General features: G+C 70.1%; 13 protein-coding genes and 1 tRNA gene. 11 read left to right on the forward strand and 3 right to left on the reverse strand.

The genetic code is table 11. From position 1 onward, the window contains the following. Positions 1-8: 8 nt before the first annotated feature. The 3 genes from GA0070613_RS18490 to GA0070613_RS18500 form a co-directional block, all read right to left on the reverse strand. Entirely contained in the window at positions 9-659 is a 651-nt protein-coding gene (locus tag GA0070613_RS18490; RefSeq protein ID WP_089013451.1) for an NAD-dependent epimerase/dehydratase family protein, read from the reverse strand. Positions 660-736: 77 nt separating this feature from the next. Next, complete coding sequence (locus tag GA0070613_RS18495; RefSeq protein ID WP_089013452.1) at positions 737-1,408, reverse strand: terminase gpP N-terminus-related DNA-binding protein; 672 nt, start codon at positions 1,406-1,408, stop codon at positions 737-739. A gap of 31 nt (positions 1,409-1,439) precedes the next feature. Further along, positions 1,440-1,516, reverse strand: a tRNA-Leu gene (locus tag GA0070613_RS18500). 94 nt (positions 1,517-1,610) lie between these two features. On the opposite strand from GA0070613_RS18500, the gene GA0070613_RS18505 reads away from it, so the two are divergent. From GA0070613_RS18505 to polA, 11 genes are all read left to right on the forward strand, one after another. After that, positions 1,611-2,231, forward strand: a complete 621-nt coding sequence (locus GA0070613_RS18505; RefSeq protein WP_089016037.1) for an ANTAR domain-containing response regulator — start codon at positions 1,611-1,613, stop codon at positions 2,229-2,231. Positions 2,232-2,314: 83 nt separating this feature from the next. Next, positions 2,315-3,484: a hypothetical protein gene (locus GA0070613_RS18510; RefSeq protein WP_157746381.1), complete on the forward strand. Its 1,170-nt coding sequence runs from the start codon at positions 2,315-2,317 to the stop codon at positions 3,482-3,484. Between the two features lie 258 nt (positions 3,485-3,742). Beyond that, positions 3,743-4,906 (forward strand): branched-chain amino acid ABC transporter substrate-binding protein, encoded by a 1,164-nt coding sequence (locus tag GA0070613_RS18515; protein ID WP_089013454.1) that lies wholly within the window; start codon positions 3,743-3,745, stop codon positions 4,904-4,906. Positions 4,907-5,002: 96 nt separating this feature from the next. Then, positions 5,003-5,953: a branched-chain amino acid ABC transporter permease gene (locus GA0070613_RS18520; protein WP_089013455.1), complete on the forward strand. Its 951-nt coding sequence runs from the start codon at positions 5,003-5,005 to the stop codon at positions 5,951-5,953. Next, complete coding sequence (locus tag GA0070613_RS18525; RefSeq protein ID WP_089013456.1) at positions 5,950-7,104, forward strand: branched-chain amino acid ABC transporter permease; 1,155 nt, start codon at positions 5,950-5,952, stop codon at positions 7,102-7,104. Before GA0070613_RS18520 ends, GA0070613_RS18525 begins: the two co-directional genes overlap by 4 nt. After that, a complete protein-coding gene (locus GA0070613_RS18530; protein ID WP_172875847.1) occupies positions 7,097-8,017 on the forward strand; it encodes an ABC transporter ATP-binding protein in 921 nt (306 codons plus the stop codon). Before GA0070613_RS18525 ends, GA0070613_RS18530 begins: the two co-directional genes overlap by 8 nt. Then, positions 8,007-8,717 (forward strand): ABC transporter ATP-binding protein, encoded by a 711-nt coding sequence (locus tag GA0070613_RS18535; protein WP_089013458.1) that lies wholly within the window; start codon positions 8,007-8,009, stop codon positions 8,715-8,717. The genes GA0070613_RS18530 and GA0070613_RS18535 overlap by 11 nt, the downstream gene beginning before the upstream one ends. A 45-nt stretch (positions 8,718-8,762) precedes the next feature. Then, positions 8,763-9,668 (forward strand): ABC transporter substrate-binding protein, encoded by a 906-nt coding sequence (locus tag GA0070613_RS18540; RefSeq protein WP_089013459.1) that lies wholly within the window; start codon positions 8,763-8,765, stop codon positions 9,666-9,668. A gap of 6 nt (positions 9,669-9,674) precedes the next feature. Beyond that, positions 9,675-10,664: an amino acid ABC transporter permease gene (locus GA0070613_RS18545; RefSeq protein WP_089013460.1), complete on the forward strand. Its 990-nt coding sequence runs from the start codon at positions 9,675-9,677 to the stop codon at positions 10,662-10,664. Continuing rightward, entirely contained in the window at positions 10,661-11,470 is an 810-nt protein-coding gene (locus GA0070613_RS18550; protein ID WP_089013461.1) for an amino acid ABC transporter ATP-binding protein, read from the forward strand. The genes GA0070613_RS18545 and GA0070613_RS18550 overlap by 4 nt, the downstream gene beginning before the upstream one ends. 86 nt (positions 11,471-11,556) lie before the next feature. Further along, positions 11,557-14,256 (forward strand): DNA polymerase I, encoded by a 2,700-nt coding sequence (gene polA, locus GA0070613_RS18555; protein WP_089013462.1) that lies wholly within the window; start codon positions 11,557-11,559, stop codon positions 14,254-14,256. Positions 14,257-14,264 lie beyond the last annotated feature (8 nt).

Here is a 14,264-nt window from a genome sequence, read left to right on the forward strand (position 1 = left end):
CTCGCTCCTCAGCCCAGGTCGCGGCTCTCCAGCACTCGCCGGGAAGAGCCTTCCCGGGCCACTCGTAGCATCGAGCGGCCGACCAGCTCGGTGGTCGTGACCTGACCCGGGAAGAGCCGGCGCAGTACCGGATAGAGCGGCGTCGTGATCCGGTACAGCACCCGGTACCAGCCGGTCTTCGACACCGCGCCGTGCATCGGCTGGATGAAACCCGGCCGGAAGGCGTACCCATTGGGCAGGAGCGCGAGCACCGCGTTCTCCGCCCGGCCCTTGACCCGCGCCCACATGGCCCGCCCTCGCTCCGACGAATCGGTGCCGGCCCCGGAGACGTAGACGAAGGTGAGCCCGGGGCTCGCCTCGGCGAGGGTGCGCGCCGCCGCGAGCGTGTAGTCGTAGGTGACGCGGGTGTAGTCCGCCTCGTTCAGCCCGGCGGCGGAGACCCCGAGGCAGTAGAAGCAGGCGTCGAGGCCGGTGAGTTCGTCGGCGATCGGGGCGAAGTCCGTGAAGTCGCGGTGAATGATCTCGCGCAGCTTCGGGTGCCGTAGCCCGGTGCCGGTTCGGCCGACGACCAGCACGCTCTCCACGTCGTCGGCGAGCAGGCACTCCCGCAGCACACCCTGCCCGACCATCCCGGTCGCGCCGAAGACGACGACCCTCATGCGGCGTCGGTACGGGTGCGCGGGGCGGGTGCCGGGGATCCGGATCCGGTGGGGGTCATGGCAGGAGCATAGGCCGGTCAGGACTTCGGGCCGACGTGCCGGTCGAGGGCGGCGACGGCCTCGCGGCGGGCGACGGAGAGCGAGTTGCGGCGGTTCATCCGCCAGGCGATGCCGAGCAGGTCCAGCGCCCACTGGCAGAGGCCCATGATGTCGGCGGACTCGTTGATGAACATGTAGCGCGGGTAGACGTATCGCTTGCCGCGGACGGTGATCCGATTGCTGCCCCGCCAGCCGTCGGAGTGGAAGAGGCCGCGCAGGAAGTCGCCGGGGTGGCGCTCGACGATCTCTCGCTGCCAGTCGGCCAGGAGGATCTGGCGCTCGTGCTTCTTGCCGGGCCCGTGCTGGGGGAAGAGACAGGGCCAGTGGACGCCGTAGCTCTGCACTCCTACGCACCCCTGCTTCTGGACTTGTTGGACGAGGACGGGGACGTGCGCCGTAGTGACCAGATGGCCGTCGCCCAGGTAGAGGCCGAGGAGGTAGACGTAGGACGCCGGGTCTGTCGGATTGTCGACGACTGAACGGCAACGGAAGCAGCGCACCTGGCTGCCCGGTTGCTTCGGTTCCGCTCGATCCTTGCACCAGTGCCGAACTGTCGGGTAGGGCAGGCCGAGGTGGCGGGCGACTTCCGCGACAGTGCTGCCGGCCAGGTACTGCTGACGGGCGCGGGAGCGGATCTCAAGCGAGTGCACGGGTTCATTTTCGAACGCCCGTACGACACTTTGGTGCCCCCGGTGGGACTCGAACCCACACTGTCGGAGGTTTGAGCTCCGTCTCTCTTCCGGTTGGAGTACAGGGGCCTTCTGTGATTCGGCGTTGACAGACTACCCACTACGCTAAGGGCGGCGACACCCGGCACGGCGGGTGTCGGGCTCAGACTGGTGGGAGTGGCTCGTGGCCGAGACGCAGACGGATGCCGAGCGCAGGCGCGTACTGATCGCCGAGGACGAGGCGCTCATCCGGCTGGACCTGGCCGAGATGCTGATCGAAGAGGGTTACGAGGTGGTCGGCGAGGCCGGTGACGGCGAGACCGCCGTCAAGCTCGCCGAAGAGCTCAAGCCGGACCTGGTCATCCTCGACATCAAGATGCCGATCATGGACGGGCTGGCCGCCGCCGAGCGGATCGCCGGCGCCCGGATCGCCCCGGTGATCATCCTGACCGCGTTCAGCCAGCGGGACCTGGTGGAGCGGGCCCGGGCCGCCGGCGCGATGGCGTACCTGGTCAAGCCGTTCCAGAAGAGCGACCTGGTGCCGGCGGTGGAGATCGCGCTGTCCCGCTACTCCGAGATCGCCGCGCTGGAGGCGGAGGTCGCCGGCCTGACCGACCGGCTGGAGATCCGCAAGTCCGTGGAGCGCGCCAAGGGCGCGCTGATGACCACGTACGGGATGACCGAGCCGCAGGCGTTCAAGTGGATCCAGCGCACGGCGATGGACCACCGGATGACCATGAAGGAGGTCGCCGAGCGGATCCTCGCCGAGACCGCCGGCGGCGAGGTGACCCGGCCCGCCTCCTGACCGCCCGCACAGGTACCGCCGGCGCGGGAATCCAGCGCGCCGGCGGGCTCCGCAGCTCGTCGCCGGTCGATACGATCGCGGCCATGCGTGCTCGGCGTCCGCTTGCGGTGCTCGGCCTGACGGCCGTGCTGCTGGCCGGCTGCCGGTCGACCAGCCACGCCGACCCGGCGCCGGAGCCGGCCCGCCCCGCCTGGCAGCCGGTCACCCTGCCGGCACCGCCCGGCGCGCCCGGGCGGCTGCTGCTGCGCGACGCGGCGGCCTGCGCCGGCCGGTGGTTCGTGGTGGGCGCGGTCGCCGACGCGGCGGGCGGCACCCGCCCGGCGGCGTGGACCAGCACCGACGCCGCCGCCTGGACCGCGCTTCGGCCGGTGCCGCGCAGCCCGTACGGCGAGGAGAACGTGCTGACCGCGGCGGGCTGCCGGGACGGCCGGCTGGCGGCGGTGGGCGGCAAGAGCGGCGGGGTGCACGGCAATCCGCGGATCAGCACCTGGCGGCAGGTCGCCGACGGGTCGCTGGTGGAGGTGCCCGCCGAGTTCGAGGTGTTCGGTGGTCCGGACGCGGTCAACGTGGGCCGCATCGCGGGCGGCCCACGCGGCTGGCTGATCTCCGGTAACCGGGCCACCGGGTCGGCGGCCTGGGTCTCCGCCGACGGGACCGATTTCCGGCTGGTCAGCGGGGTGCCGGGGCTGGCCACGGACGCGACCGGCCGGCCGTGGGCGGCGGACGGCACGGCGACGGCGTCGGGGTGGCTCATGGTGGGCTCGGTGCAGCCGTCGGGGCGTACCGGCGTGGATCCGGCGGTGTGGACCTCGCCGGACGGTCGGGCCTGGCGGCGCGCGGCGCTGCCGACTGCCGGAGTCGACGCGGACCTGCAGCGGGTGGTCCGGGTGGGGGAGCGCGCGGTGGCCGTCGGCCGCCGGGGCGACGGCCTGGGCGCCTGGCTGGGTGACGGCGGGAGCTGGCGCGCGGGCGGCGGCTTCGGCGGCGCGGGGACGGACCGGCCGGGTCGGGTGTGGGGGCTGGCCGCGGTCGCCGACGGTGCGCTCGCGGTGGTCGCGGGCGGGAAGACGGGCGCCGGGTGGTTCTCCCGGGATGGCGTGGCCTGGTCCCCGGTGGCCCTGCCGGTGGCGGTGCCGGCGGGCAGCGACCGCACGGTGGCGGTGGCCGGTGCTGGGGAGGCCGTTCTGTTGCTGGAGGACAACAATTTAGGGGCCACGGTCTGGTCTGCGCGCGGCCCGTGGAGCCCCGGCTGAGCCTTCCACCAGCGGGTTTCCGTTCGGTTTCTGATGTCCGATTCTCCCAGGACGCACCCGCGTCTGTTACAGCACATCTGTGAAAACGGCCACTCAACGTAACGGTTAGGTCAACCCCTCTTCCTAGGTCTACCGGCACGCCCCACCAGTGGGATAACGTCCCGGCCCAGACCGGGATCGCGGTCGGTCCGGCCAGCACTCGCAAGGTCCAATTCGCGGTGGGTGGTCCGGGCCTTCGGACGGAGGAGGGTACGAGCCGTGAGGCAGAAGCTCGCACGGGTGCTTGGTGGCGTAGCCATCACCGCGCTCGTTTTCAGTGGCGCGGCCTGCAAGGCCGACAGTGGTAGTGAGGCGAGCGGCGACAAGGCCGCCTGCGACCTGAAGATCGGCTTCTTCGGCCCGCTGACCGGTGACGCCGCGGGTCTCGGTATCCACATGCGCAACGGCACCAAGCTGGCCATCGACCAGTACAACAAGGACAACGCGGACTGCAAGGTCAACCTGGCCGAGTACGACTCGCAGGGTGACCCGGCGAAGGCCCCGGCGCTGGCCCAGCAGGCGGTCGGCGACAGCAAGGTCGTCGGCATCATCGGCCCGGCGTTCTCGGGTGAGTCCGAGGTGGCCGACCCGACCTTCGAGGAGGCCGGTCTCCCGATCATCACCCCGTCGGCGACCCGCCCGAGCCTGAGCACCAAGGGCTGGAAGATCTTCCACCGGGGCGTCGGTAACGACACCTCCCAGGGCCCGGCCGCCGGCCGCTACATCAAGAACGTCCTCAAGGCCGAAAAGGTCTACGTCGTGGACGACCAGTCGGCGTACGGCGCCGGCCTGGTGGACGAGGTCAAGAAGGTCATCGGCACGGCTGCCGGCGAGGACAAGATCCAGGTCAAGCAGACCAACTTCTCCGCCGTCGTCACCAAGATCCAGAGCAGCGGCGCCAACGTCCTCTTCTTCGGTGGCTACTACACCGAGGCCGGCCTGCTGCTCAAGCAGCTCAAGGGCGCGGGCTGGAAGGGCACCATGGTCGCCGGTGACGGCGTCAACGACGCCAACTTCATCAAGGTCGCCGGCGAGCAGGTCGCCGAGGGCACCATCCTGACCTGCCCGTGCGCCCCGGCCACCGCGGCCAAGGGCACCTTCGTGACCGACTACAAGGCGGCCTTCGACAACGCCGAGCCGGGCACCTACGCCGACGTGTCGTACGACATCACCAAGATCATGCTCGAGGGCATCAAGGCCGGCAAGGGCACCCGCGCCGACCTGCTCAGCTTCATCAACTCCTACAACAAGGCGGGTGGCGCCACCGGCGTGACCTACAAGTTCGAGGCCAACGGTGAGCTGGACCCGGCCCAGGTGCTGGTCTGGGCCTTCAAGGTGAACGCGGGCAAGGTCGTCCCCGACATCGAGATCCCCAAGGCCTGACCGGTTCTGTCCGGTCCCGCCACGGGACACCAGGTGTGTGCGGCCGGGAGCTTTCTCCCGGCCGCACCGCTTGGCCGCAACAGTTGGAGCCCTCACTTGAACTTCGATGAGCTGTTCGGGAACTTCCCGGCACTGACCATCACCGGGCTGGAACAGGGCGCAATCTACGCGCTCGTCGCCCTCGGTTACACCCTGGTGTACGGCGTCCTGCGCCTGATCAACTTCGCCCACTCCGAGGTCTTCATGGTCGGTACCTTCGCCGCCCTGTGGACCTGGGAGGCCCTCGGCTACAACCAGAACTCCCCGGCGCCGGCCTTCGGCCCGCTGATCGCGGCGATCCTCGCCGGCCTCGCCGTCGCGATCGTCGCCTCGGCGGCCACCGCGGTCACCGTCGAACTGGTCGCCTACCGTCCGCTGCGCCGGCGGAACGCCCCGCCACTGGCCTTCCTCATCACCGCGATCGGCGCCTCGTTCGTGCTCTCCGAGTCGTTCGGCATCGGCACCGAGCGCGCGCCGTTCGGCATGCCGACGCTGATCCCGCGGGACACGGTCTTCACCGTCTTCGGCGCCGCGGTGACCAACGTCCAGCTGCTGATCCTCGCCGTGACCCTGCTGATGATGGTCGGCCTGGACCAGTTCGTGAACCGCAGCCGGCTCGGGCGGGGCATCCGCGCCGTCGCCCAGGACCCGGACACCGCCGCCCTGATGGGCGTCAACAAGAACCGGGTCATCCTGCTGGTCTTCGTGCTCGGTGGCATCATGGCCGGCGTGGCGGCCCTGCTCTGGGACGTCCGGTACGAGTTCACCAAGTTCAACGTCGGCTTCCTGATCGGGCTCAAGGCCTTCTCGGCCGCGGTGCTCGGCGGCATCGGCAACCTGCGCGGGGCGCTGCTCGGCGGCCTGCTGCTGGGGGTGGCGGAGAACTACGCCGCCGGTCTGTTCGGTGGAGAATGGAAGGACTTCACCGCCTTCGTGCTGCTGGTCGTACTGCTGATGTTCCGGCCCACCGGACTGCTCGGCGAATCTCTCGGGAGGGCGCGCGCATGACCGCCACCGTGGACAAGGGACGGACCTCGGCGCTCAAGGGCCGATGGGCGGCCATGCCGAAGCAGGTGCGCTGGGCCGGGCTCGCGGCCCTGGTCGTGCTGCTCTACATCCTGCCCAACAAGTGGTTCTACGAGTACCTCGGCTTCCCGATCGGCAGCGAGTACTTCGCCCTCTACACCACCCAGTCGGACTTCGCCGCGGTGCTCTTCGACACCGCGATCTTCGTGCTGCTGGCCGTGGGGCTCAACGTCGTGGTCGGCTTCACCGGCCTGCTCGACCTCGGCTACTTCGGCTTCTACGCGGTCGGCGCGTACACGGTGGCGCTGCTGACCTCGCCGGAGAGTCGGTTCGGGACGAACTGGCCGTGGCTGGCGGCGGTGCCGGTGGCGATCGCGGTGGCGATGATCTCCGGGGTGATCCTCGGCGGGCCGACGCTGCGGCTGCGCGGTGACTACCTGGCGATCGTGACCCTCGGCTTCGCCGAGATGATCCGGCTCTACGCCTCGAATCAGAACGGCCTGCTCGGAGGCCAGCGGGGCATCCCGCAGGTGCCGCACCCGCCGGGCACCGGCTCGGACGGCAAGCCGCTGTTCAGCGTGGTGGACTCCAAGCCCTACTACTGGCTGATCCTGACCCTGATCATCGTGATCATCTTCGCGATGCGGAACCTGGCCAACAGCCGGGTCGGCCGGGCCTGGGTCGCCATCCGGGAGGACGAGGACGCCGCCGAGATCATGGGCGTGCCGACGTTCAAGTACAAGCTCTGGGCGTTCGCCATCGGCGCGGCGGTCGGTGGCCTCACCGGCGCGATCTTCGCCGGCAAGCAGACGTTCATCAACTCGGACAGCTTCCAGCTGGAGAGCTCGATCCTGGTGCTCGCCGCGGTCATTCTCGGCGGCGCCGGCAACATCAAGGGCGCGATCGTCGGTGGCGCGATCACCTGGTACCTGCCGGAGTGGCTGCGCGGTGCCGGTGACCTGATCGGGGTCGAGTTCAACGCGGCCGAGTACCGGATCCTCATCTTCGGCCTGGTCGTCATCGTCATGATGATCTTCCGACCGCAGGGCATCGTGCCCAACCGGCGGCGGGCGGCCGAGTTCGCAGACCGGCGCAAGGAAGCGGTCCCCCAGGAGACGGTGCCCAATGAGTGAGCCGCAGATGCACAGCGAGCGGGACGAGACCAGCGAGCGGGACATCGCCGACGACGGTCGCAGCACCGTCGGCACCCCGCCGGAGAAGGGTTCGGACACGCCGGTGGAGTCCACCCCCGGCGCCACGGATCCGGCCGGCCGGGAGCCGCTGCTGGAGGTCGACCACGTCACCCTCCGCTTCGGCGGTGTGGTCGCCCTCAACGACGTCGCGTTCACCCTGTACAAGGGGGAGATCCTCGGCCTGATCGGCCCGAACGGCGCCGGCAAGACGACCTGCTTCAACGCGATGACCGGCGTCTACCGGCCCACCGAGGGCGAGATCCGGTTCAAGGGGCAGCGCACCAACGGCAGGCGCCGGTCCTGGATCACCAAGGCCGGCATCGCCCGGACGTTCCAGAACATCCGGCTCTTCCCGGAGATGACCGCGCTGGAGAACGTGATGGTGGGCGCGGACGCCCACCACAAGACCAGCGTGATCTCCGCGATGTTCCGGCTGCCCCGGCACTGGCGGGAGGAGCGGCAGGGCCGGGACAAGGCGTACGAGCTGTTGCGCTTCGTCGGTATCGAGCGGCGCGCCGGCGAGCTGTCGCGCAACCTCTCGTACGGCGAGCAGCGGCGGCTGGAGATCGCCCGGGCGCTGGCGACCGATCCCACCCTGCTCTGCCTGGACGAGCCGGCCGCCGGCTTCACCCCGGCGGAGAAGGAGGAGTTGCTCGGCCTGATCCGTAAGATTCGGGACAACGGCACGACGGTGCTGCTGATCGAGCACGACATGCGTCTCGTCATGGGCGTGACCGATCGGATCGTGGTGCTGGAGTTCGGCAAGAAGATCGCCGAGGGCCTGCCGGCCCAGGTCCGCGAGGACCCGAAGGTGATCGCGGCCTACCTGGGGGTGCCGACCGATGCTGCTTGAGATCAAGGACCTGACCCTGCTGTACGGCCGGATCCAGGCGCTGCACGGGATCAGCCTGGCGGTCAACGAGGGTGAGGTGGTGGCCCTGATCGGCGCCAACGGCGCCGGCAAGACCACCACCATGCGGGCCATCTCCGGGCTCCGCCCGGTGGCCCAGGGCTCGATCGTCTTCGACGGCACCGACGTCACCCGGATGCGGGCCGACCTGCGGGTGGTCCGGGGCATCGGGCAGGCGCCCGAGGGCCGGGGCGTCTTCCCCGGCATGACCGTCCTGGAGAACCTGGAGATGGGGGCGTACACCCGCCGGGACCGGGCCGGCATCGCCGAGGACCTGAAGATGGTCATGGACCTCTTCCCCCGGCTGGCCGAGCGGCGCAAGCAGGCCGGCGGCACGCTCTCCGGCGGCGAGCAGCAGATGCTCGCGGTCGGTCGGGCGCTGATGGCCCGGCCGCGGCTGCTGCTGCTCGACGAGCCGTCGATGGGGCTCGCCCCGATGCTGATCCAGCAGATCTTCGAGATCATCACCCGGATCAACGAGCAGGGCACCACGATCCTGCTCGTGGAACAGAACGCCCAGCAGGCGCTTTCCCGCGCCCACCGGGGCTACGTGCTGGAGACCGGCCGGATCGTCAAGGAGGGCACCGGCCAGGACCTGCTGCACGACCCGGCGGTCAAGGAGGCGTACCTTGGCGTGGCCTGAGGCGCTCGGCGACTGAGGCGTACATCCTGCAAGAAGGAGTTGTTCATGTTCACCCCTCATAACCGCTGGCGGGCGGCGCTCGGCGTCGCCGGTGCAGCCATGCTCACCGTGTCGCTGGCCGCCTGTGGCGAGGAGGCCGGCACCGAGCAGCCCGGCGCCGGCCCCTCCGTGACGGCCACGGCCGACTCGGCCCTGGCCGCGAAGGTGCCCGACGCGATCAAGTCGGACGGCAAGATCGTGGTCGGCACCGATTCGACGTACGCCCCGGCGGAGTTCCTGGACCCGGACGGCAAGACCGTGGTCGGGTTCGACGTGGAGCTGTTCACGGCGGTCGCCGCGAAGCTCGGCCTGAAGGCGGAGTTCGTCTCCGCGCCGTTCGGCGACATCATCTCCGGGGTCAACTCCGGCAAGTACGAGGTCGGCGTCTCGTCGTTCACCGTCAACGACGAGCGCAAGCAGCAGGCCAACATGGTCAGCTACTTCCAGGTCGGCACGCAGTGGGTGACCAAGAAGGGCAACCCGGCCGGCGTGACGCTGGACAACGCCTGCGGCAAGAAGATCGCCGTGCAGAAGGACACCGTCCAGGTCGAGGACATCCAGAAGCGCTCCAAGGCGTGCACCGACGGTGGCAAGAAGGCGATCACCATCGAGCAGTTCCCGGGCCAGGACGCCGCGACGGCGGCGGTCGTCTCCGGCAAGGACGACGCGATGCTCGCCGACTACCCGGTCGGGGTGTACGCGGTGACCCAGTCCAACGGCGCGCTGGACCTGCTCGACAAGCAGTACGAGGCGGCCCCGTACGGCTACGTCGTGAGCAAGGACCAGGCGGCCTTCGCCGAGGCCGTCCGGGACGCGACGAAGGCGCTGGTCGCCGACGGCTCGTACAAGACTGTGCTCGACAAGTGGAAGGTTGGGGACGGCGCGATCACGGATCCCGCGATCAACCCGTAACGCGACATGACAACCGACGAAGCGACAACCGTACGGGCACGGCCGGAACCGATCCGTGCCGTGCCCGTACGGCATCCGGGGCGCTGGATCGCCGTGGCCGTGCTGGCTGTGCTGACCGCGATGTTCGTGCACCTGCTGGTGACCAACAAGGCGTTCAACTGGTCCTTCATGGTCGACAAGATGTTCCGCCCGCCGATCATCGAAGGCCTGCTGCGCGGCACCGTGCTGATGACCGTGAGCGCGATGCTGATCGGCGTCGGGCTCGGCGTGGTGATCGCGGTGGTGCGGCTGTCCGACAATCCGATCCTGCGCGGTGTGGGGTGGCTCTACACCTGGTTCTTCCGGGCCGTGCCGCGGCTGGTGCTGCTGGCCGTCTTCGGCAACATCGGGATCCTGTGGAGCCGGGTGGAGTTCGGGGTGCCCTTCGACACCCAGCTCGGCCACCTGTTCGGCATCGACAACCTGCAGTTGCGGCTCTTCGGCTTCTCCTCCCGGGACATCCTCACCGGCTTCATGGCCGGCCTGCTGGGGCTTGCCCTGTCCGAGGCGGCCTACATGGCCGAGATCGTCCGGGCCGGCATCCAGTCGGTGGACGAGGGGCAGACCGAGGCGGCCCAGGCGCTGGGTCTGAGTCGCGGGCAGCTGCTGCGTCGGGTGGTGCTGCCGCAGGCCATGCGGGTGATCATCCCGCCGACCGGCAACGAGACCATCGCCATGCTCAAGGACACCTCCCTGCTGCTCTACGTGCCGGTCAGCGTCGAGCTGTTCTTCCAGCTCGACGCGGTCGGCAAGCGGACGTTCCAGATCTTCCCGATGTACGTCGCGGCCTGCCTGTGGTACCTGTTCCTGACCAGCATCCTGCTGGTCGGCCAGTACTTCCTGGAGCGGCACTTCGGCAAGGGGTACGGCACGGCCGGTCGGGCCCGGCTGCGGCTGCGCGGCATGGCCGCGGAGACCGGCGGCGGAGGTAATTCGGGGATGGTGGGACCGTCATGACCGAGCTGATCGTCCCCACCCAGGCGGGCGCTCCGGCGGCGGAGTCCGGGCTGATGGTCCGGGCCGAGCAGGTGCACAAGTCGTTCGGCTCGCTGGAGGTGCTCAAGGGCATCGACCTGGAGGTCCGTGCCGGCGAGGTGTGCTGCCTGCTGGGGCCGTCCGGCTCCGGCAAGTCCACGTTCCTGCGCTGCATCAACCACCTCGAGAAGATCAACGCCGGCCGGATCTGGGTGGACGGCGACCTGATCGGCTACCGCGAGCGCGGCGGCAAGCTGCACGAGCTGCGCGAGAAGGAGGTGGCCGCGCAGCGCCGGGCGATCGGCATGGTCTTCCAGCGGTTCAACCTCTTCCCGCACATGACCGTGCTGCAGAACATCGTCGAGGCGCCGGTGCTGCTGGGGCGGGAGAAGAAGGCGGCCGCGCGGGACCGGGCCGCCGCCCTGCTGGAGCGGGTGGGGCTGGGCGACAAGCTCGGGTCGTACCCGGGTCAGCTCTCCGGCGGCCAGCAGCAGCGGGTGGCGATCGCCCGGGCCCTCGCCATGCGGCCGAAGCTGATGCTCTTCGACGAGCCGACCAGCGCGCTCGACCCGGAGCTGGTGGGCGAGGTCCTGGACGTGATGAAGGACCTGGCCCGGGACGGCATGACCATGATCGTGGTGACCCACGAGATCGGGTTCGCCCGCGAGGTCGGTGACTCGCTGATCTTCATGGACGGCGGCGTGGTGGTCGAGTCCGGCGCGCCCCGCGAGGTGATCGCCAGTCCGCGGCACGAGCGGACGAAGGCGTTCCTGGCCAAGGTGCTGTGAGGTACGACCCTGGCGCGGCGGACCGGCCGCGCCAGGGTCCGTGCCGGTGTCCCGGTCTGTCGTAACCCCGGACTAGAGTCGCTGCCGTGACAGCTACGACGCCGCGCCTGCTCCTCGTCGACGGACACTCCCTGGCATACCGGGCGTTCTTCGCCCTGCCGGTGGAAAACTTCTCCACCACGACGGGCCAGCCCACCAACGCGGTCTACGGCTTCACCTCGATGCTGATCAACGTGCTCCGCGACGAGCAGCCCAGCCACATCGTGGTGGCGTTCGACGTCTCCCGCCGCTCCTTCCGCACCGACCGCTACGCGGAGTACAAGGCCGGTCGCAGCGAGACCCCGACCGACTTCAAGGGCCAGGTCAGCCTGGTCAAGGAGGTCCTCGCCGCGCTGCGCATCCCGGTGGTGGAGAAGGAGGGGTACGAGGCGGACGACGTCATCGCCACCCTCGCCTGCCAGGCCCGCGACCAGGGCATGCAGGTGCTGATCACCAGCGGCGACCGGGACGCCTTCCAGCTCGTCGGCGACAGTGTCACCGTGCTCTACCCGCGCAAGGGCGTCTCCGACCTGGCCCGGATGGACCCGGCCGCGGTCGAGGCGAAGTACGGTGTCGGCCCGCAGCGCTACCGCGACCTGGCCGCCCTGGTCGGCGAGACCAGCGACAACCTGCCCGGCATCCCCGGCGTCGGCCCGAAGACCGCGGCCAAGTGGATCAACACGTACGGCGGGGTGGAGGGCGTCATCGCCCGGGCCGACGAGATCAAGGGCAAGGCCGGCGACAGCCTGCGCGAGCGGCTCGCCGACGTGATCCGCAACTACGAGATCAACTGCCTGGTCTCCGACCTGGAGCTGCCCGTCCGCCCCGAGGACGCCCGCTGGCAGGGCTGGGACCGGGAGGCCGTGCACCAGGTCTTCGACACCCTGCAGTTCCGCATCCTGCGCGACCGGCTCTACCAGTACCTGGAGGCCGTGGAGCCGGAGGCCGAGGCCGGGTTCGACCTGACCGGGGAGGTGCTCACCGAGCCCGGCGCCCTCGCCGGCTGGCTGGAGACGCACGCCCCGGCCGGCACCCCGGTCGGGCTGGCGGTCAAGCTCGACACCGGCCCCAACCGGCGGCACACCGCCTCGGTGGCCGGGATGGCCCTGGCCACCGCCGCCGGTGCGGCCGCCTGGTTCGACCCGGCCACCCTCGACCCGGCCGACGAGGCTGCCCTGGCGAGCTGGCTGGCCGACGGCAAGCGGCCCAAGGTGCTGCACGACAGCAAGCCGGCGGTGCTGGCCTTCGCCGCGCACGGTTGGCAGCTGGAAGGCATCTCCCGGGACACCCAGATCGCCGCCTACCTGGCCCGGCCCGACCAGCGCTCCTACGACCTCGCCGACCTGGCGCTGCGCTACCTGCACCGCGAGCTGCGGGTCGACGCGCCGGAGACCGGCCAGCTCACCCTGGAGGGGCTGGGCGACGACGGCGCGGCCGAGCAGAACCTCATGCTCCAGGCCCGCGCCACCCTCGACCTGGCCGACGCGATCGACGCCGAGCTGTCCCGCGACGGCGAGCAGTCCCTCCGGCTGATGGCCGGGGTGGAGCTGCCGCTGATGCGGGTGCTCGCCGCCATGGAGCGCACCGGCATCGCCGCCGACACGCACTACCTGTCGGAGCTGGAGGCGCACTTCGCCGCCGAGGTGAAGGCCGCCGCGCAGGGCGCGTACGCGGCGGTCGGGCGGGAGTTCAACCTCGGCTCGCCCAAGCAGCTCCAGGAGATCCTCTTCAACGAGCTGGGTCTGCCGAAGACGAAGAAGATCAAGACCGGTTACACCACCGACGCCGACGCCCTGCAGTGGCTCTACGCCCAGCAGCCGCACGCCGTACTGGAGCACCTGCTGCGCCACCGGGACGTGGCCAAGCTCAAGTCGACCGTCGACGGTCTGCTCAAGTCGGTCTCCGATGACGGCCGGATCCACACCACCTTCAACCAGACGGTGGCGGCCACCGGCCGGCTCTCCTCCACCGAGCCCAACCTGCAGAACATCCCCATCCGCACCGAGGAGGGCCGGCGGATCCGCCGCGCCTTCGTGGTGGGGGAGGGGTACGAATGCCTGCTCACCGCCGACTACAGCCAGATCGAGATGCGGATCATGGCGCACCTGTCGTCGGACGACGCGTTGATCGAGGCGTTCAACTCCGGCCACGACTTCCACGCCGCCACCGCCTCGTCGGTGTTCTCGGTCGAGGTCGGCGCGGTCAGCGCCGACCAGCGGCGCAAGATCAAGGCGATGAACTACGGCCTGGCGTACGGGCTGAGCGCGTTCGGCCTCTCCCAGCAGCTGGGGATCAGCGCCGAGGAGGCGCGTGGGCTGATGGAGAACTACTTCGCCGGCTTCGGCGGCATCCGCGACTACCTGCAGGAGGTGGTCGCCCGGGCCCGCCAGGACGGCTACACCTCCACCATCCTCGGCCGCCGGCGTTACCTGCCCGACCTGGTCAGCGACAACCGGCAGCGCCGGGAGATCGCCGAGCGGATGGCCCTCAACGCCCCGATCCAGGGCTCTGCGGCCGACATCATGAAGGTCGCCATGCTGCACGTGGACAGCGCGCTGCGCGACGCCGGGCTGCGCTCCCGGATGCTGCTCCAGGTGCACGACGAGCTGGTCCTCGAGGTTGCCCCGGGCGAGCGGGAGACCCTGGAGGCCCTGGTGCGCAAGGAGATGGGCGAGGCGTACCCGCTGTCGGTGCCGCTGGAGGTCTCCGTCGGCGACGGCCGCGACTGGAACAGCGCCGACCACTGATTCGCGGG

The sequence above is a fragment of the Micromonospora inositola genome (genome assembly GCF_900090285.1).
In the GTDB taxonomy this organism is placed as follows: Bacteria; Actinomycetota; Actinomycetes; order Mycobacteriales; family Micromonosporaceae; genus Micromonospora; species Micromonospora inositola.